19 protein-coding genes and 1 pseudogene are annotated in these 19663 nt (G+C 55.3%); all 20 read right to left on the bottom strand.

Features of this window, described 5'->3' with window-relative positions; translation table 11 throughout:
* Window positions 1-94: 94 nt before the first annotated feature.
* Window positions 95-1798, bottom strand: coding sequence for a proline--tRNA ligase (locus A0V43_RS03425; RefSeq protein ID WP_063192385.1), 1704 nt, complete (start codon window positions 1796-1798; stop codon window positions 95-97).
* 23 nt (window positions 1799-1821) lie between these two features.
* Window positions 1822-3087, bottom strand: a complete 1266-nt coding sequence (gene rseP, locus A0V43_RS03420) for an RIP metalloprotease RseP (RefSeq protein WP_011230756.1) — start codon at window positions 3085-3087, stop codon at window positions 1822-1824.
* A gap of 2 nt (window positions 3088-3089) precedes the next feature.
* On the bottom strand, window positions 3090-4238 hold the full coding sequence (dxr, locus tag A0V43_RS03415; protein WP_011230755.1) for a 1-deoxy-D-xylulose-5-phosphate reductoisomerase: 1149 nt from the start codon (window positions 4236-4238) through the stop codon (window positions 3090-3092).
* A gap of 20 nt (window positions 4239-4258) precedes the next feature.
* Window positions 4259-5053 carry a phosphatidate cytidylyltransferase gene (locus A0V43_RS03410; RefSeq protein WP_063192384.1) on the bottom strand — a complete coding sequence of 265 codons (795 nt, stop codon included), beginning with the start codon at window positions 5051-5053 and terminating at the stop codon, window positions 4259-4261.
* Window positions 5050-5823 (bottom strand): undecaprenyl pyrophosphate synthase, encoded by a 774-nt coding sequence (locus A0V43_RS03405; protein ID WP_011230753.1) that lies wholly within the window; start codon window positions 5821-5823, stop codon window positions 5050-5052. The genes A0V43_RS03410 and A0V43_RS03405 overlap by 4 nt, the downstream gene beginning before the upstream one ends.
* Window positions 5824-5905: 82 nt before the next feature.
* Window positions 5906-6463, bottom strand: coding sequence for a ribosome recycling factor (gene frr, locus A0V43_RS03400; protein ID WP_011230752.1), 558 nt, complete (start codon window positions 6461-6463; stop codon window positions 5906-5908).
* A complete protein-coding gene (pyrH, locus tag A0V43_RS03395) occupies window positions 6420-7187 on the bottom strand; it encodes a UMP kinase (protein ID WP_063192383.1) in 768 nt (255 codons plus the stop codon). The genes frr and pyrH overlap by 44 nt, the downstream gene beginning before the upstream one ends.
* 68 nt (window positions 7188-7255) lie before the next feature.
* Entirely contained in the window at window positions 7256-8140 is an 885-nt protein-coding gene (gene tsf / locus A0V43_RS03390) for a translation elongation factor Ts (RefSeq protein ID WP_011230750.1), read from the bottom strand.
* A 157-nt stretch (window positions 8141-8297) separates the two neighbouring features.
* Window positions 8298-9005: a 30S ribosomal protein S2 gene (rpsB, locus tag A0V43_RS03385; RefSeq protein ID WP_063192382.1), complete on the bottom strand. Its 708-nt coding sequence runs from the start codon at window positions 9003-9005 to the stop codon at window positions 8298-8300.
* A 162-nt stretch (window positions 9006-9167) separates the two neighbouring features.
* Window positions 9168-9785: a hypothetical protein gene (locus tag A0V43_RS03380; RefSeq protein WP_015374423.1), complete on the bottom strand. Its 618-nt coding sequence runs from the start codon at window positions 9783-9785 to the stop codon at window positions 9168-9170.
* Window positions 9786-9793: 8 nt separating this feature from the next.
* Window positions 9794-10039: a hypothetical protein gene (locus A0V43_RS03375; RefSeq protein WP_015374422.1), complete on the bottom strand. Its 246-nt coding sequence runs from the start codon at window positions 10037-10039 to the stop codon at window positions 9794-9796.
* A 16-nt stretch (window positions 10040-10055) separates the two neighbouring features.
* Window positions 10056-10811 carry a FliA/WhiG family RNA polymerase sigma factor gene (locus tag A0V43_RS03370; RefSeq protein ID WP_015374421.1) on the bottom strand — a complete coding sequence of 252 codons (756 nt, stop codon included), beginning with the start codon at window positions 10809-10811 and terminating at the stop codon, window positions 10056-10058.
* A 38-nt stretch (window positions 10812-10849) separates the two neighbouring features.
* Complete coding sequence (locus tag A0V43_RS03365; RefSeq protein WP_011230745.1) at window positions 10850-11347, bottom strand: chemotaxis protein CheD; 498 nt, start codon at window positions 11345-11347, stop codon at window positions 10850-10852.
* Window positions 11344-11976, bottom strand: coding sequence for a chemotaxis protein CheC (locus A0V43_RS03360; RefSeq protein WP_011230744.1), 633 nt, complete (start codon window positions 11974-11976; stop codon window positions 11344-11346). The genes A0V43_RS03365 and A0V43_RS03360 overlap by 4 nt, the downstream gene beginning before the upstream one ends.
* A gap of 22 nt (window positions 11977-11998) precedes the next feature.
* The gene (locus tag A0V43_RS03355; RefSeq protein WP_063192381.1) at window positions 11999-12436 is read right to left on the bottom strand and encodes a chemotaxis protein CheW; all 438 of its coding nucleotides are present in this window, start codon (window positions 12434-12436) and stop codon (window positions 11999-12001) included.
* 81 nt (window positions 12437-12517) lie between these two features.
* On the bottom strand, window positions 12518-14518 hold the full coding sequence (locus A0V43_RS03350) for a chemotaxis protein CheA (protein ID WP_063192380.1): 2001 nt from the start codon (window positions 14516-14518) through the stop codon (window positions 12518-12520).
* A 12-nt stretch (window positions 14519-14530) separates the two neighbouring features.
* Complete coding sequence (locus A0V43_RS03345; RefSeq protein WP_063192379.1) at window positions 14531-15580, bottom strand: protein-glutamate methylesterase/protein-glutamine glutaminase; 1050 nt, start codon at window positions 15578-15580, stop codon at window positions 14531-14533.
* Window positions 15581-15589: 9 nt separating this feature from the next.
* Window positions 15590-16455, bottom strand: a pseudogene (locus tag A0V43_RS03340) (MinD/ParA family protein).
* Window positions 16449-17621 carry a flagellar biosynthesis GTPase FlhF gene (gene flhF / locus A0V43_RS03335; RefSeq protein ID WP_063192378.1) on the bottom strand — a complete coding sequence of 391 codons (1173 nt, stop codon included), beginning with the start codon at window positions 17619-17621 and terminating at the stop codon, window positions 16449-16451. The pseudogene A0V43_RS03340 and the gene flhF overlap by 7 nt, the downstream one beginning before the upstream one ends.
* Entirely contained in the window at window positions 17618-19663 is a 2046-nt protein-coding gene (flhA, locus tag A0V43_RS03330) for a flagellar biosynthesis protein FlhA (protein WP_063192377.1), read from the bottom strand. Before flhA ends, flhF begins: the two co-directional genes overlap by 4 nt.

Here is a 19663-nt window from a genome sequence, read left to right as displayed (position 1 = left end):
TTTGTTCCCCTCTCAACATCATTCTCTTTCTATATCATACCATAACAAAAGCGCCGGCGAAAAAGACAGAATTCTTTTTCGCCAGCGCCGGCACTCATGATTGAAGGAGACGGCGCGCAGTGTCGACAAGCTCGCTGACCGGCACATCGAACGTCTCGCCCGTTTTCCGCACTTTTACTTCCACAACGCCTTCGCCCGCTCGCTTGCCGACGGTGACGCGGAGCGGAATGCCGATCAAATCGCTGTCGGCAAACTTCACTCCGGCCCGTTCGGGGCGGTCGTCATACAACACTTCAAACCCAGCCTGTCCGAGCTTTTCATACCACTCTTCCGCCAACGCGCGCTGTTCATCGCTTTTTGCGTTCGCTGTAAGCAAATGGATGTGAAACGGTGCGACCGAAGCCGGCCACACAAGCCCGTGTTCGTCAGCAAACTGTTCCGCGATTGCGGCCACCAATCTTGATACGCCGATGCCGTAGCAACCCATGATCATCGTCTGCGTTTGGCCGTTTTCATCCAAATAGACGGCGTTCATCGCTTCGCTGTATTTTGTCCCCAGCTTAAACACATGCCCGACTTCAATGCCGCGGGCAAAGCGGATCGTCCCTTTGCCATCCGGCGACGGGTCGCCTTCTTTTACGAAGCGCAAATCGGCGTATTGACTGACGGCAAAATCGCGGCCCGGGTTGACTCCGATGTAATGGTATCCTTCCTCGTTCGCGCCGCAGACGCCGTTCGTGATGGCGGCGACAGCATGGTCCGCGATCACCGTGACGTCTTCGCTGACGCCGATCGGGCCGAGCGAACCGATTGGAGCGTTCATCACCCGCTCCGTTTCTTCCGGCGTCGCCAATTCGACGACCGTCGCGTCGAGTGCGTTTTTCACCTTCACCTCGTTCGCTTCATGATCGCCGCGGACGAGAACGAGCACATAGCGGCCGTCCACATTGAACAAGAGCGATTTAATGCAACGCTCCGGCGAGACTTGCAAATAGGACGTGACTTCATTGATCGTTTTTTGCCCCGGCGTCGCCACTTTTTTCAATTCGGCTGGCGGCTCATCGCTTTTTTCGTACGTCGCCACGACCGGCGCCATCTCGATGTTGGCGGCATAGTCAGACGCATCGGAGTAGGCGATCGTATCTTCTCCGATGTCAGATAACACCATAAACTCATGCGTATCTTTGCCGCCAATCGCCCCCGAGTCGGCAATGACGGCGCGGAAGTTCAATCCGCAGCGGCGGAAAATGTTCGAATAGGCGTTATACATGTCGTTGTACGTTTCATCCAAACTTTCTTTTGACGTATGGAACGAATAGGCGTCTTTCATCATGAATTCACGGCCGCGCAGCAGTCCGAAGCGCGGGCGCTTTTCATCGCGGAATTTCGTTTGGATTTGGTACAACACAAGCGGCAGCCGCTTGTACGTTTTCACTTCGTCGCGGACGATCGCCGTGATCATTTCCTCATGCGTCGGCCCGAGGGCGAAATCGCGCTCGTGCCGGTCTTTTAAGCGCATCAGTTCCGGCCCGTACGAGTACCAACGGCCGGACTGCTGCCAAAGCTCAGCTGGCTGCAAGGCCGGCATGAAGAGCTCCATCGCTCCAATTCGGTTCATTTCCTCGCGAATGATGGCTTCCACTTTTTGCAAAACACGATGCCCAAGCGGCAAAAACGTATAGACGCCGCTTGCGCTTTGACGAATGAAGCCGGCCCGCAGCAGGAGCTGATGACTTTTCACTTCCGCATCCGCCGGCACTTCACGCAACGTCGGAATAAATGCTTGACTTTGTCTCATCCATTAGCCACCTCGTTTTCTCTCTATAGGAAAAATTTTTGAATGTCATTCCATGTCACCACAAGCATCAGCAACATCAGCAAGGCAAAGCCGATAAAATGAACCATTCCTTCTTTTTGCCGGTCGACCGGCTTGCCGCGCACCGCTTCAATGGCGAAAAAGAGGAGCCGCCCGCCGTCTAGCGCCGGCAATGGCAACAAGTTGACAATCCCCAGGTTGATGCTTAAAATCGCGCCCCATTTCATCAAGTAGTAGATCCCAGACTCCGCCACTTTGCCGGTCGATACGGCGATGCCGACCGGTCCGGACAGCATGTCAAGCTGAAACTGGCCGGTGATCAATTGGCCGAGCCCCGTTACAATTTCCCGCGTCCAGTAATACGTCTCAACCAGCCCCTGCTTGATCGAGCCCAACACCGATTTTTCCATCGGCTGATAGACGCCGATCAAGCCGATCGTCTCCCCTTGCACCGTTTTCGCCTCCGGAGTGACCGTCACACTCCGTTCTTTCCCATTCCGCTCAATTTGAAACTGAAGCGGTTCTCCCGGATGGGCGCGAATCGTGTTGACGATTTCCGTCCATGTTTCCATCCGTTCACCGTTAATGGCGATCACTTTATCCCCTTGCTTCAAGCCGGCGGCGCGCGCCGCTCCTTCCGGCGTCAGCTCGCCGATCACCGGCTTGTCGACCGGATAGCCTTGCAAAAGACCGATGATGATAAAGACAACGAGCGACAAGAGAAAGTTGGCGAGCGGTCCGGCCAAAATCGTCATCGTTCGCTGCCCGAGCGTTTTTGCCGCAAATTGGCGATGGTACGGAGCAATTTGAATCTCTTGGCGGTCGACGACGAAAAACGCCGGCTCCTTGACCGTAAACCGCTCGAACCGCTCGCCGTCCGTATAGCCGGTCACATACATGCCATGCTCTAAATCGGCCTCTTCCACTTCCACTACGCGGATATTCGGATAATCGTCCTTATGGTTGAGGACGATTTTTTCCACTTGGCCGCTCTCATCAAGCAAAAGACCGACGACTTGCCCACGCTTCAATTCAATCGTCTCCGGGTCTTCACCGGCCATGCGGACGAAGCCGCCAAGCGGGAGCAGGCGGATCGTGTACACCGTTTCGTTTTTCTTGAACGAAAACACTTTCGGCCCGAAGCCGATGGCAAATTCGCGGCACAAAATGCCGGCCCGTTTTGCTAGCAGCAAGTGGCCGAGCTCGTGAAAAAAGACGAGGGCACCAAAGACGACGATAAATGAAATGATCGATTCCAACGTTTCAACCACCTTTATGATAGTAGTGAGCGGACGTAGGCGCGCGCGTCCGCATCGATTTCACGAATGTCCTCAAGCTGCGGATTGCTCACTGGCCGATGGCGCTCGAGCGCGCGTTCAATCCACTCCTCGATGGCCAAAAACGGTATGCGCCCGGCTAAAAACGCCGCCACCGCCTCCTCATTGGCCGCATTCAACACCGTCGGCAGCGAGCCGCCGCGCTTGCCAGCCTCATAGGCGAGACGCAAACAGCGATAGCGGTCGAAATCAACCGGGGCGAAATGGAGCGCCCCAAGCGAGATGAAATCAAGCGGCTTGGCGGATGGGAGCGGCAACCGCTTTGGATACGCAAGCGCATATTGGATCGGAACGCGCATATCCGGCGTTCCAAGCTGCGCCAATACACTTGTGTCACGGAACTGAACGAGCGAATGGATGATGCTTTCTCGATGCAAAACAACCTCAATCCGCTCATACGGCAGCCCGAACAGCCAATGAGCCTCAATGACCTCAAATCCTTTATTCATCATGGTCGCCGAATCAATCGTAATTTTTGCCCCCATCGACCAGTTCGGATGGCAAAGCGCCTCCTCAACCGTCACATGAGCGAGCTCTCGGCGCGTCTTGTCGCGGAAGCTGCCGCCGGATGCGGTCAGAATGAGTTTGTCAACGTGTTCCATCCTTTCCCCTTGCAGACATTGAAAAATGGCGGAATGTTCACTGTCAACTGGCAACAGCGGCACACCGCGCCGCTTGGCTGCAGCCATGACGAGATGTCCGGCGACAACGAGCGTCTCTTTGTTGGCGAGGGCGATCGCTTTTCCCGCTTCAATCGCCTTCAGCGTCGGCACAAGGCCGACGCTGCCGACGACAGCGGTGACGACAACATCGGCTTGTGGGCAAACGGCTGCTTCAATCAATCCTTCCTCTCCGTACACGATCGTCGTCCGCCCGCGGTACTCGCGATAAAGAACTTTATACGCATCACGGTCAGCGACGGCGACAAGACTTGGGGAAAATTCAGCGATCAGCCGCCTCGCCGCCTCGATATTTTTCCCGACCGATGCGGCGGCCAAGCGGAATTCGTCCGGATGGGCGCGGATGACATCGAGCGTCTGTGTGCCGATCGATCCGCTCGCCCCTAATATACTAATATATTTCAATCGTTTCACTCCTCACCCGCTTATCGTGCGATTTCAAGCAATATGTACAATATCGGCAGCACGAACAGCAAGCTGTCAAACCGGTCTAAAATGCCGCCATGTCCCGGCAAAATCGCCCCGGAATCTTTGACGCCGTAATGGCGCTTAAATGCCGATTCGATCAAATCGCCGAGCTGACCGAACACCGACAGCAGCAGCGCGACGCCAAGCGCGGCCGCCAAACTGCCAAACGGCGCCGCCGCCCACTCGTAAATCGCGGCGACAACAGCCGCGGAAGCGATGCCGCCGATGGCGCCTTCCACCGTTTTTTTTGGGCTGATCTCCGGCCATAGCTTGCGCCGGCCAAACGCGCGGCCAAAGAAATACGCCCCAATGTCAGTCGCCCAAATGACAAACAAGGCATAAACGAAGTACACGAACCCAACCAAACGAACAGCGCCGAAACAGAAAAACCCTACGCCGACATAGACGACCGCCAAAACGACAAACGCCGCCTCATCGAACGAGAGCGCATTTTTCGTCACGACCGTACCGACAAGCAACAAAAAAGCCAAAGCGGCGAGCACGCCAAATTTGGCGGTCCCAGACGCCAACCACTCGCCGCCGTAACAGGCGGGAACGAGCAACAGCCAAAGGGCGATCAATCCAGCCGCCCCGACAAACGACAACGGGTGCATCCCTTTCATCCGCAACAATTCAAACAGCCCAATCGTGGCCAATATATATGTTACTATTATAAACGGAAATCCGCCAAAAATAACAATCGGCAAAAAGAGCGCCGCCGCTATGACTCCGGTGATGATTCGCTGCTTCATCGCGCTGACACTCCTCCAAATCGGCGGTCGCGCCGCTGGTAAGCGGCAATCGCCTCTAAGAAATGTTGCTCCGTAAAATCCGGCCATAAGACATCCGTAAACCAAAGTTCCGTATACGCCAACTGCCAAAGCATGAAATTGCTCAAGCGAATCTCCCCGCTCGTACGGATGAGCAAATCAGGGTCAGCGAGCCCGCTCGTCATCAAGTACGAGGAAATGAGCGGCTCGGTGATGTCTTCCGGCGCGAGCATCCCGCGTTCGACGTCTTTGGCGATCTGCTTTACGGCGGCAGCGATTTCCGCCCGGCTTCCATAATTAAGGGCAAAGTTTAACACAAGGCCGGTGTTGCCGCTTGTTTCCTTCACGGCTTTCTCGACCGCCCGGCGCGTATGATCGGGCAGCGCCTCCGTATGACCGATCACTTGGACTTTGACATTTTCGGCGACGAGCTCGGGAAGAAACGTCGTCAAAAACTGTTCCGGCAGCTTCATCAAATAATCGACTTCACTTTTCGGACGTTTCCAGTTTTCTGTCGAAAACGCGTAAAGCGACAAAATCTGAATCCCCAGCTCATTCGCAAAACGAGTGATTTTGCGCACAACTTGCATGCCTTCGTAATGGCCGGCCGCCCTCGGCAGCGCCCGCTTTTTCGCCCATCTCCCGTTTCCGTCCATAATGATGGCGACGTGGTTCGGCATCGGATGCCTGAGCACCTCTTCTTTCGTCACCGGGACGTCTTTCTCTTTTGTTTTTCGCATTTTATTGAACATACGAGTCCTCCGGGATCGTGTTTTGCCTTTCCATTATAGCAAAAAAACCCTCCATCAACATAGAGGGTTTGCATCGTTTTGCCTATACTTCCATCACTTCTTTTTCTTTTTCTTTTGTGATGGCGTCAATTTTGGCGATATGGTCATCGGTCAGCTTTTGCACTTCGTCCGTGTAGCTGCGGAGCTCATCTTCCGTAATCTCGCCGTTTTTCTCGAGCTTTTTCAATTCATCGTTCGCATCGCGGCGGATGTTGCGCACCGCGACTTTCGCGTCTTCTGAATACTTTTTGACAAGCTTCGCGAGCTCGCGGCGCCGTTCCTCGGTGAGCGGCGGAATGACAAGACGAATGACGGATCCATCATTCGATGGCGTCAGCCCTAAATCCGATGCTAAAATCGCTTTTTCCATTTCTTTAATGGCCGATTTGTCGTACGGCTGAATGACAAGCAGCCGCGCTTCCGGCACGCTGATGGAGGCCAGTTGGTTGATTGGCGTCGGCACACCGTAATAGTCAACGGTTACTTTCTCAAGCAGCCCTGCGTTCGCCCGTCCGGCGCGAATGCTTGCCAGCTCGCGGGTGAACGCTTGCACCGCTTTATCCATCTTTTCTTTCGCCTGTTGGATCACTTGCTTTGCCATCATTATTTCCCCTTACGATCGTTCCGATGTTTTCACCTAACACAGCGCGTTTAATATTGCCTTCTTCCATAATCGAGAAGACGATGAGCGGAATGTTGTTGTCCATGCAAAGCGAGGAAGCAGTCGAATCCATGACGCCGAGCCCTTGCTTAATGACGTCCAAGTACGACAGCTCATCGTATTTGACCGCATTGGCGTCGACGTTCGGGTCGGCGCTGTAGACGCCATCGACGTTGTTTTTCGCCATTAAAATGACGTCCGCCTCGATTTCCGCCGCCCTTAAGGCCGCGGTCGTATCGGTCGAAAAGTACGGGTTGCCTGTGCCGGCGGCGAAAATGACAACTCGTTTTTTCTCAAGATGGCGAATCGCCCGGCGGCGAATGTACGGTTCGGCCACTTGCCGCATTTCAATCGATGTTTGCACCCGCGTTTCCACACCGAGCTGCTCAAGGCTGTCCTGCAAAGCGAGGGCGTTCATCACCGTCGCCAACATGCCCATGTAATCAGCCGTCGCCCGGTCCATGCCCATTTCGCTTCCCGTTTTTCCACGCCAAATGTTGCCGCCGCCGACGACGATGGCGACCTCGACGCCCAGTTCAACAACTTCTTTCACTTGTTTGGCGATCGACTGAATGACCGCCGGTTGAATGCCAAACCCTTGCTTTCCAGCGAGCGCTTCCCCGCTCAACTTTAACACGACGCGTTTGTATTTTGGCTGTTCCATGTCCAACCTCCATGATGCGAATCACTTTGAAAAACAGGGAACACGCGCGTGTTCCCTGTTGCGGTCCGTCATTGTTTTCTGACTTGGCTCATGACTTCTTCTGCAAAATTGTCTTGGCGTTTTTCGAGCCCTTCGCCGACTTCGTAACGGATGAACTGCTTGACTGTTGCTCCGTTCGATTCGACGTATTGGCGCACCGTCACATCCGGGTTTTTCACGAACGCTTGCTCGAGCAGGCAGACGTCTTCGTAAAACTTGTTCAGCCGGCCTTCGACCATTTTTTCAACGATTTTCTCCGGCTTGCCTTCGTTTAAGGCTTGCTGCTTCAACACTTCACGCTCATGCGCAATCTCTTCCTGCGGCACGTCGTCGCGCGAGACGTATTTCGGATGAAGTGCGGCAATGTGCATGGCGACATCTTTGGCGACGTCTTCGCTCGCATTGCCGGCTAATAACGTTAATACGCCGATGCGCCCGCCCATGTGCAAGTACGCACCGAACGTTTCGCCGTCCGCTTTATTGACGACGGCAAAGCGGCGAAGCGTAATTTTTTCACCAATTTTGGCGATCGCTTCGTTGATGTAGTCTTGGACGGTCGAGCCGTTGTCCATCGTTTGACCGAGCGCTTCATCAAGCGAAGCCGGCTTTTGTTTCAGCAAGTGGGCGGCCAGCTCTTTGACAAGCGTTTGGAATGCTTCGTTTTTCGCAACGAAGTCCGTTTCCGAGTTCACTTCCAAAATGACGGCGGTATTGCCTTCCACCGCAATGTACGCCATCCCTTCGGCCGCGATGCGGTCCGCTTTTTTCGCCGCTTTGGCAATTCCTTTTTCGCGCAGCCAGTCGATCGCTTTCTCCATGTCACCGTTTGTTTCGGTGAGCGCCTTTTTGCAGTCCATCATGCCTGCGCCTGTTTTTTCGCGCAGTTCTTTCACCATTTGTGCTGTAATCGCCATAAAAAAATCCTCCTTCTCATTGTCCCGTATATGTATCGGTGCCGGCAGCGGCTTCCCGTTTTGCCCTTATTCGTTAGTATAGCCAAAAGTTGCTCATTTCTGTCTCAAAAAAAGGTGATAAAAGGCTTTCCCCTCTTATCACCTTTCTTGTGCATCGTTACTCTGCTGCGACGGCCACTTCTTCGCCTTGTTTCGCCTCAAGCACGGCGTCGGCGATTTTCGAAGTCAACAGCTTAACAGCGCGGATGGCGTCGTCGTTGGCCGGAATGACATAGTCAATTTCATCCGGATCGCAGTTCGTGTCGACGATGCCGATGATCGGGATGTTCAGCTTGCGCGCTTCCGCCACCGCGATCCGCTCTTTGCGCGGGTCAATGACAAACAACGCATCCGGCAGCTCTTTCATGTCTTTGATGCCGCCCAAAAACTTCTCAAGACGCTCTTTTTCTTTTTTCAAGCGAATGACTTCTTTTTTCGGCAGAACGTCAAATACGCCATCTTCTTCCATTTTTTCAATTTCACGCAGCCGTTTGATCCGCTTTTGGATCGTAGCGAAGTTCGTCAGCGTGCCGCCGAGCCAGCGTTGGTTGACATAAAACATGCCGCAGCGTTCCGCTTCTTCCTTCACCGACTCTTGCGCTTGTTTTTTCGTGCCGACGAACAAAATTTTGCCGCCGTTCGCCGCCAATTCGCGAACGAAGTTGTAGGCTTCCTCGACTTTTTTCACCGTTTTTTGCAAGTCGATGATATAGATGCCGTTGCGCTCCGTGAAAATGTATTTTTTCATTTTCGGGTTCCAACGGCGCGTCTGATGTCCAAAGTGGACGCCAGCTTCAAGCAGTTGTTTCATCGAAATAACCGACATGTATGCTCCTCCTGTTTCCTTAGTGGTTTTTGGTCCTCCGCCTGCCTCATCTTTCAGCAAGACTGGCGTTGCCAGCACCGTTGCTGAAATCACCAGGCGTGTGTATTCACACCATGAAAAAATATATCACAACTGCAAGCGGCAAATCAAGCTGTTATTCGCCTATTGATTCGTTTTTTGCGCAAATTTGAGCCATAGCTCGACTTCCGTTTTCCCTTTGCCGAGCTGTTTGGCAATTTCCTCGACTGTCTCTCCTTCCGCATATAGGCGGCGAGCAAGCTCACTCGCGTCGGCCGGTCGGGCGTGTGAAAGTTCGAGCACATCCTTGACCGCTTCGATGTCTGGGAAATAGCCCGGAGCGGCGCTTGGACGGCTTGTTTTGGCGCGTTTTTCGGTTTCTCCCCGCTCCGCCGGCTCGTTTTCCCCCTTTTTTGCTTCCGCTGTTCGCTTTTCGAACCCCGCTCCGATTTCACCGCCTCCTGCCCCCGGCATGGACGCCGTCTCTTTCCCGTTCGCGCCCCGTTGCCCACTGGGCGCATCGTTCGTTTCCGGTGCAGAAACGAATGGAGCCGCGCCGCTATTAAGCAACGAGTCAAGTTCAGCCAAAAAGCGCTCGTTTTCTTCCTTCCAGGCAGCGAGATAAGCGGTCATGGCTTCCTCGAGCTCCTCGGCCCGCCTCTCCGCCTCGCCAAGCCGCGACAGGCGAAGGAAAAGCACAATGATCAACCAAAACGACAAGGCGTGCAACAGCAAACTGATCGTTAGCCAAAATGCCATCATGATGTTCACTATCCTTGAATGTCGATCGTTTTTCCTTTATAAGGGTGTCCTCCAAAACGGGACGCCTCCTGCTCAAGACGGGCGCTCGTTCGTTTATCCGTCACCCGACGGCGCGCACGCTCCGCCCGCTTTTGGCCGGCAGCTGCCATTTGCGCCTGCACGGCATAGGAATGTTGTTGCGTTGAGGTTTGAAGCCTTTCCGCGTCGGGCGCTTTCGGCATGACGCTTTGCAACGCTGGAAGCTGGATGTCCATCGCGTTTTCTCTCCCCTCATGGCTCTTTTTCAAAGAAGCGGCGCAGTTTCCAAAGCGCTTTCGCATGAATTTGCGAAATTCTTGATGTCGACAAATGCAAAAGGCTCCCGATTTCTGTAAACGTCAGCTCCTCTTTGTAAAACAAACTGATGACGAGCTGCTCTTTTTCATTCAGCTGTCCGATGGCTTCAGCCAGCTTTTCGATCATTTCCTGCTTAACGATTTGCTCCTCGGGAAGCGGAGCGCGGTCGTCGCGAACCGAAAGCAGTCCTTCATCTTCGTCGACGGTCGTCTGCCCGAGCGGCAGCCAATGGGAAAAAAACGTTTCACTCGCCGCCGCCTGCACTTCCTCTTCCGTCATCCCGAGCTCAGCGGCGATCTCTTTCGCCGTCACCGATCGCATGTGCCGCTGTTCAAGCCGCTCGATCGCTTCCTCAATTTTTTTGGCCTTATCGCGCATGCTGCGCGGCAGCCAGTCTTCTTTGCGCAAACCGTCTAAGATGGCGCCGCGGATGCGGAACGAGGCGTACGTGTCGAACTTCAAATCACGCGATGGATCAAATTTCTCCAACGCATCGTATAAGCCGACGAGTCCAAGGCTGACGAGCTCATCCTTCGGCACGGAGCTCGGCAGCGTCGCCGAAAGCCGCTGCACGTGGTAGAAAACAAGCGGCATATAGCGCTGCACCAGCTCCTCGGCCGCGCGACGGTCGCGGCCATGGATCCATTCATCCCAATATTTCCGTTCTTCTCCTTTTAGCGCGCTTCCCATTATTCTCCCCCTTGCCTTGCGGAAACGGCGCATCCCGGTCATATTTCCTTGATTTCTTGAGCGGCGGTGCGGATGGAGAGCACGCCCGTCTGCGGATTAAATTCGATCGTGCGGCCGCTATGGCCCCCGACATCTTCGGCGACGACCGGAATGTGAAGCCGCTCGAGCTGCTTTTTCACTTCCTCCACATTGCGCGCGCCAATGCGCATCATATCGCCGCCAACTGTCGAAAACGAAAACATTTGCGCCCCGCCGGCCAGCTTCGCTTTCAGCATCCCTTTCCGCCCGCCAGCGGCAATGACAAGCTGAACGAGCGCCTCGACCGCCGTATCAGCGTATTTAGCCGCATTGATGACTCCGCCGCGCGCCATCGAGGAATGCGGAAGCATGACATGCGCCATGCCAGCAACCGCCTTGCCTGCATCGTAAATGACGACGCCGACGCACGACCCAAGCCCGCATGTGCGGATGACATTCGGCGCTATGACGACCTCCATTTCCGCAATGCCGATTTTGACAGCCTGCGCTGTGCTCATAGACCATCCACACCTAGTGCTCGAAAGATAGTGGAAAACGACTCGGGGTCAGGCAGAAGAAAGAAATGGCCGTTGATGCTTTCGTCCGGGCGCCGTTCATCGTAAATGGCTGTGTCAATCAAAATGGCGTAATCGCCAACGCGCGACAGCTCAAGCAACCCAAACGACAGCACAGCTCCGATCATGTCAATGGCCAATGCCGGCACAGACGGGTGCAAGTTGAGCCGCGTAAAGTCAGCCAATGCCGACAAATACGAGCCGGCTAAAATATTGCCGAGCTCCTGAAGCGCCGAGCAGCCAAGCTCATGGGCTTCTCCTTGAAACGAAAATGAGTCATCGCCAATCATCCGGCGGACAAACCGCTCAGCCTGTTCCGGCGGCAGCACGAAAAACATGTTTCCCGGCGCTTCTCCTTCGATGCGCAAATAGACGCACGCCACTACTTGTTCCGGTCCACCGATTGATTCCATCATTTCGGCAAACGTCGCAATTTGAACGCGCGGCACCGCCATTTCAATTTTCTTGTTCAGCAACGTCGACAAAGCCGTCGCCGCGTTGCCGGCGCCAATGTTGCCGATTTCGCGCAAAATGTCAATATGCATCCCCGTCAAGTTGCGAATATCGTCCAAGGTCAATGCTCCTCTCTACAGGTTATCGGTCGAGCACTTTCGCCAAATCGAGCAAAATGAGGAGCCGATTCTCCACTTTCGCCACGCCGTCGATGTAACTTGCCTCAACGGAGCCAATGGCCTCTGGCGGCGGTTCGATGCTTTCCGTCGGCAGATCAAGGACATCATTCGCAGCATCGACGATAAGCCCGACTTCCATATCTTCAAGAGCGGCGATAATGATCCGCGTCTGCTCCCCATATGGTTTGGGGGCAAATCCAAACCGCTCGCACAAATCGATGATCGGCGTCACAACACCGCGCAAGTTGATGACCCCTTTTACATAATGGGCTGTCCCCGGCACGCGCGTGATCGGCTGCATTTTCTCGATGGAACGGACATGCTGCACCGGCAGAGCATATTCTTCATCTTTCAGGCGAAACGCAATCACTTTCCAGTCTGCTTGCACACTGGCCGTCATCCAATCCTCCCCTTTTTTTCGACATGCCACTGAAAACGGCAGATCAACACTATAGTCTCCCTCGCACCGACACGGCCGTCCCTACTTCACGAGCGCGTTGCAGTCGATAATCAGCGCCACTCGGCCGTCTCCTAAAATCGTCGCCCCCGAGATGGCAAAAACGGAAGATAAATAGTTTCCAAGCGATTTCAACACGACTTCTTGCTGCCCGATAAACGAGTCAACCGCCAGCGCCGCCAGTTTTTCTCCTTTCCGGACGATCACGACCGCCACCGCATCTCCGTCATCGGCCGCTCCGGGAACAGCAAAGACGTCTTTCAGGCGGACGAGCGGCACAATTTTGCCGCGAAAATCGATGACCGGCTGGTTGTGGGCGGAAAAAATCTCTTCTTTTTTCACCAGCGCCGTCTCAATGATCGATGACAGCGGAATCGCGTACGTTTCCTCAGCGATTTGAACGAGCAACACCGAAATGATCGACAATGTGAGCGGCAGCTGAATGGAAAAGAGCGACCCTTTTCCAGGCTGCGAATCGACCGAAACGGTGCCGCCGAGCGATTCAATCGTGCTTTTGACGACATCCAAACCGACGCCGCGGCCGGAAATGTCCGAAACTTTTTCAGCGGTCGAAAAGCCGGGAGCGAAAATAAGCTCGTAAATTTGCTGATCGTTCAAATGCTCCGCCGCCTGCGGCGAGACAATGCCGCGGCTTTTCGCCTTTTGCAGCACCTTCTCCCGGGAAATGCCGGCGCCGTCATCTTCGATTTCAATAAAGACATGGTTGCCGCTATGGTACGCTCGCAATTGAATGATCCCTTCATCTGGCTTTCCGCGCGCCGCCCGGACGTCCGGCGCTTCGATGCCGTGGTCGAGCGCATTGCGGATCAAATGGACAAGCGGGTCGCCGATTTCATCGATCACCGTCCGGTCAAGCTCGGTATCCGCGCCGATGATGTCAAGACGCACCTTTTTGCCGAGCTCGCGGGCGAGTTGGCGCACCATGCGCGGAAAGCGGTTGAACACCGTTTCGACCGGCACCATGCGCATATTTAAAATGATCGTCTGCAAATCGCTCGAGATGCGAGACATCCGCTCGACCGTTTCCGTCAATTCGGCATGGTTCAGCTCGCGGGAAATTTGCTCAAGCCGACCGCGGTCAACAACCAATTCTTCAAATAAGTTCATCAACCGATCGAGCCGTTCAATGTTGACGCGGATCGTTTTCGTCGCCTGTTTTACTGTTTGTTTTTCCGGCGCCTCTGCTTCGGCTTGAACGGCCGCGGCCTGCTCCATAGCGGCCGGTTGTTGGGGCGCAGCCGCTTTCTCACTTTCTGCCGACGGTTCATCGCTCGATAGCCTAGACACCTTGACGTCATCAATTTCCGAAATGCCCATCAGCCGCTTTTGCAACTCATCGGCTGGCGCTTTGGATACGACCGTAACGAGAAACTCCCGGTCAAACTGTTCTTCCTCCAGCATCTCGACCGGCGGCGTTGCTTTCACGATTTCTCCGACTTCATTCAGCTGTTCAAACACCATATAGACGCGCGCTGCTTTCAACAAGCAGTCATCGCGAAGCCGAACGCGGATTTCGTAGACGGAAAATCCCTGCTCCTTCGCCTGCTCGAGCACATGGTATTCAAATTCCCCATACGCATGTTCAAGGGGCGGTTCTTCCCTTGCTGCCTGCTTGTTGGGCATCTCCCCTTGCTCGATTCGTTTCAGCTGTTCGACTGTTCTCCTTACATCGCGCGTTCCGTCGCCGCCTGCAGCGATGGAACTGATCATCGCCTCCAAATGGTCGACGGCCTCAAAAATGACGTCAAGCAATTCCGGGGTAACGGAAAGCCGCCGATTGCGGATGCCATCGAGCACGTTTTCCATTTGGTGCGTCAAATTGGCCAAATCTTCAAAACCCATTGTGGCGGACATGCCTTTCAACGTATGGGCCGAACGGAAAATATCATTCACCACAGACATGTCCTCCGGCGTTTTTTCAAGTTCCAACAGCCGCTCGTTGATCGCCTGCAAATGCTCTTTGCTTTCATCAATAAATAAATCCAAATATTGGCTCATGTCCATGCCGTTTCCCCCTCACTCCCCGATCGATTGGACGATGGCAGCGGCGATGCTGTCAAGCGGTGCGATGACATCAACGACGCCAGCCTCGATCGCCGCTCTTGGCATCCCAAAGACAACGGCTGTCTCGCGTGCTTCCGCGATCGCTTTTGTGTTCCCGCTTTCCTTCAGGATTTTCAACCCTACTGTTCCGTCGCTTCCCATGCCGGTCATAATCACCGCGATTTTCCGACAGCGGCGAATGGCAGCAAGCGACTCAAATAATACGTCAACAGCCGGACGATGGCCGGCGCGCGGCGGCGATTCGTCGAAACGGGCTTTAAGCGCGCCGCCTTCTTCGCGAACGATGAGATGGACGCCGCCTGGCGCGATATAGGCGGTGCCATTTTGCAGCACTTCCCCGTCTTCCGCCTCCTTGACCGTGATCGCGGCAAGCGCATCAAGCCGATTGGCGAGCGACGCCGTAAACCCTTTGGGCATATGCTGGACAGCGACGATCGGAGCGGCTAGATCGGGCGGAAGCTGCGTCAGCACCGTCTCGAGCGCGCGCGGGCCGCCGGTGGAAGTGCCGATCGCAACGATGGCCTGTTGCGGGCGCGCCGCCGCTTTGAACGATGGGCGCCAAGACGGACGTTGGCGGCGCGGAGCAGTCAAGGCAGCCACGTTCGCTTCGCTCGCGTGCAGCACTTTGCCAATCAGCTCGTCTTTCACTTTGTACAAATCGAGCGAAATCGGTCCGGACGGCTTGGCGACAAAGTCGACCGCTCCGTACTGCATGGCGGCGATCGTGTTTTCCGCCCCTTCGGTCGTCGTGCTTGACACCATGACGACCGGCACGGGATGATCCCGCATGATGCGCTGCAACGTTTCGAGCCCGTTCATGATCGGCATTTCCACATCAAGCGTCACGACATCCGGCCTTAGGGCAGCGATTTTCTCGAGCGCCTCCCGGCCGTTGCGAGCTGTTCCGATGACTTCGAGGCGCGGATGCTCGGACAAAAAATCACTGATCCATTTGCGCATAAACGCCGAGTCATCGACGACAAGCACCTTGATCGTCTTCATGTTCCGTCTCTACCTTTCTAGCAAAAGTTGACGCAGCTTCGCAAAAAAGCGGGGAGCCCGCTCCGGCTCTTTTTCTCCTCCCGCCGCATAGCGGCACGCCATTTGACGCACTGCCCGGCTCGCCTTCGCCGCCGGATCAAAGAGAACAAACGGCGTTTGCCGGACGACACAGCGCGCCACAGTCCGGTCTTCAGGAACGACGCCAAGCAAGGCGATGTCTTTATGGAAAAACCGACTGGCGGCATGCTGCAGGCGCGAAAAGACGCCGTATCCTTCCCGCTCGCTGCCGGCGCGGTTGACGATGACGGAAAACGGAGCCTCGCTGCCGGCGGTGTGCATATATTTCATCATGGCGTACGCATCCGTCATCGCGGTCGGCTCCGGCGTCGTGACAATAAACACATCGTCGACGGACTTTAAAAAATACAATCGTTCTTCTGAGGCACCCGCCCCCATATCGAAAATGAGATAATCATATCGCGACGCCACCGTCTGCAGCTCGGCCAACAAATAGTCGATAGCGGATCGATCGACACTCAACCATTGCGCGGCGCCCGTCCCCCAGCAATATACGATAGATGCTCCGGTCCGCTTTTTACCAGCTCGGAAAGCGGCAACCGCGCGGAAAACCAATCCGAAAGCGTCAATGGCGACGACTGGCCGAGCAAAATGTCGATGTTGCCCATGCCGATGTCCATATCAAGCAGCAAGACGCGAAACCCGAGCTTCGAGAGCGACAGCGAAAAATTGAGCGAAAGGTTTGACTTGCCGACTCCGCCTTTCCCGCTCGTCACCGCGATGGTCCGCGGCCCCGCCGCCGGCGTCAGCCGGCGGCCCAGCTCATAGCGCAGCCGTTCTGCTTGATCGCTCACCATCGCTCCGCCCCAAACAGCAGATGAACGAGCCGGTCTGCGGACGCTTCCACCATGTCGTCCGGCACATTTTGCCCGTTCGTGAAATAGGCGGCGGCAAGCCGGCTGTCAAGCAACACATTGACGATCGTTCCAAACGAGTCCGTCTCATCGAGCTTCGTCACGATCAGCCGATCGATCGGCAGGCGGGAAAAGTGGTTGTAAATCGTTTTCATATCGTCATACTTTCCCGTGGCGGCGAATACAAGAAACGTTTCCGTTTCGCTGTCAAACTCGAGCGTTTGCTGCAGTTCATCCACGTATTGCGGATTGCGGAAGTTGCGGCCAGCCGTATCGACGAACACGAGATCGCAGCCGGCCAATTTCCGCTTCGCCGTCCGAAAATCGTCGGCATTGTAGCATACTTCCAACGGAGCGTGCAAAATGTCGGCATACGTCTTCAGTTGGTCGATGGCGGCGATCCGGTACGTGTCGGCCGTGATGAACCCGACTTTTTTCCCTTGCTCGAGGACGGCGCGCCCTGCCATTTTGGCGAGCGTCGTCGTTTTTCCAACCCCGGTCGGACCAAGCAAAATCATATACTTTTTTTGCTCCGCCGTTTTGACAAACGGAAGCGTCGACAATAGATCGCGCACCGCTTCTTTCGTCCAGGCGGAGACCGCAGCGGGCGACCGGCCGTCTTTGTCGGCATACCACCGTTCAAGCAGGCGATCCATCACTTGGCGGACGTACACATCCGCCATCCCTTGCCGAACGAGGCGCCGTTCCGCTTCCGCAAGCGGTGGAGGATACAAAAGCGAAGACGAGCGGGCGTTGAACTGACGGATGAGCGCCTTGACTTCCTCGATCTCACGGGCAAGCGAGCCGTCTTCCTCCCGCTCGGCCGCCGGCAAAGGGGCAAAGGACGCAGCAGCACTCAGCTGACGCGTCAAAGACGCGGCGGCATCCGGCTGACGCGTCAAAGACGCGGCGGCATCCGGCTGACGCAGCGGCAGTGGATCCGGATCAACGCCGGCCAACACTTCGATCTTTTTTTTCGCAAACAGACCGAAAAATCCGCCGGTCTGCACGACTTTCGAGTGCAAAATGACGGCGTCGCGGCCAAGTTCGGCGCGAACCATTTTCATCGCTTCGTTCATGGACGGGGCGACAAATTTTTTCACTTTCATTCGATTTCCACCATCCCCACGCTTTGAACTTCGACATCCGCTTCAAGCTCGTTGTACGACAGCACCGGAACAGTCGGAAAATGGCGCTCGGTCAGCTGTCGGACGTACATGCGCACCGCCGGGGAGCAGAGCAAAATCGGCGTCTGGCCGGCGAACGGATAGCGTTCAAGCGCCGCGGCGACCGCTTCCACAAATGCCTGCGCCCGCGCCGGCTCGAGCGCCAAATAGCGGCCGTGTTCGGTTTGCTGCACGGCGTCGGCGATCGTTTTTTCCGCCCTGCCCGACAGCGTAATGACGCGCAGCGGCTCGCCCGGCACGGCGTACTGCGAGGTGATTTGCCGCGCCAACGCTTGGCGGACGTATTCCGTCAACAAATCGGTGTCGCTGGTCAGGCGGGCAAAATCGGCAAGCGCCTCAAAAATGAGCGGCAAGTTGCGGATCGACACTTTCTCTTTCAGCAGCTTGGCGAGCACTTTTTGCACGTCGCCGACAGACAACGGATTCGGCGTCACATCGTCGACAAGCACCGGATACGATTCTTTTAAATGATCGATCAGCTGTTTTGTTTCCTGACGCCCCAGCAGTTCGTGGGCATGGGCTTTCAGCACCTCCGTTAAGTGTGTCGAGACGACCGATGGCGGGTCGACGACTGTATAGCCAAGCATTTCCGCCCGGTCTTTGACGGTCTCGGAAATCCATTTCGCCGGCAGACCAAACGCCGGCTCGATGGTGTCAATGCCATCAATCGAATCATCGTCAACTCCGGGGCTCATCGCCAAATAATGGTCAAGCAGCAGCTCGCCGCGCGCCACTTCCTCTCCTTTCACTTTGATCCGGTATTCATTCGGCTGCAACTGGATGTTGTCGCGAATGCGCACAACCGGGATGACAATGCCAAGCTCGAGCGCGAGCTGACGGCGAATCATGACGATCCGGTCAAGCAAATCCCCGCCTTGATTGGCATCAGCGAGCGGAATGAGCGCATAGCCGAACTCAAATTCAATCGGATCAATATGCAGCAGTTGGATGACGCTTTCCGGGCTTTTCAATTCGTCGGCGGCCGCCGCCTCCTCTTCCGGAGCGGCCAATGCCGCTTCTTCTTGCTTTTGCCGCTCGATAAATCGGTAGCCGCCAAGCGCCAGCAGCCCGGCAATCGGCATCGTCAACAAGTCGTTGATCGGCGTAAACAAGCCGAGCAGGAAAATCGTTCCTGCCGTGACGTACAACATTTTCGGAAACGCGAACAGCTGGCGCATAATATCGCCGCTCAAGTTGCTGTCCGACGCCGCCCGGGTGACGATGATGCCGGTCGCCGTGGAAATCAACAGCGCCGGAATTTGGCTGACGATGCCGTCGCCGACCGTCAAAAGCGTGTAGCGCTTTGCCGCCTCCCCTATATCCATTCCTTTCTCCACAACGCCGATCACCATGCCAAACAACATGTTGATGACGACGATAATGATGCCGGCGATGGCGTCGCCTTTCACAAATTTGCTTGCCCCGTCCATCGCTCCGTAAAAGTCGGCTTCTTGCGCCACTTTTTCCCGCCGCCTTCGGGCTTCTTGCTCCGAAATCATGCCGGCGTTCAAATCGGCGTCAATGCTCATCTGTTTGCCGGGCATCGCATCGAGCGTAAAGCGGGCCGCCACTTCCGAGACGCGCTCCGCCCCTTTGGTGATGACAACAAACTGGATGATGACCAAAATCAAAAACACGACAAACCCAACGACAACATCGCCGCCAACGACGAACGTTCCGAACGTTTCAACGACGCCGCCCGCCTCCCCTTTGCTTAAAATCGAGCGGGTGGTTGACACATTCAGCCCGAGCCGAAACAGCGTCAGCACTAAAAGCAATGACGGAAAAATGGAAAACTCAAGCGGCTCTTTCGTGTTCATCGCCGTCAGCAATACAAGCAAGGCAAGGGAAATATTGATGATGATCAAGACGCTCAACAGCCATGTCTGCAGCGGGATGACGAGCATGGCGACGATGAGCACGACAAGAAACAATACGGATAAATCTTTAATTTGCGCTTGCAT

The sequence above is a fragment of the Geobacillus sp. JS12 genome (genome assembly GCF_001592395.1).
Classification (GTDB): domain Bacteria; phylum Bacillota; class Bacilli; order Bacillales; family Anoxybacillaceae; genus Geobacillus; species Geobacillus zalihae.
Note: the sequence above shows the minus strand (reverse complement) of the source record. Positions and strands in the feature narration are given on the sequence as shown.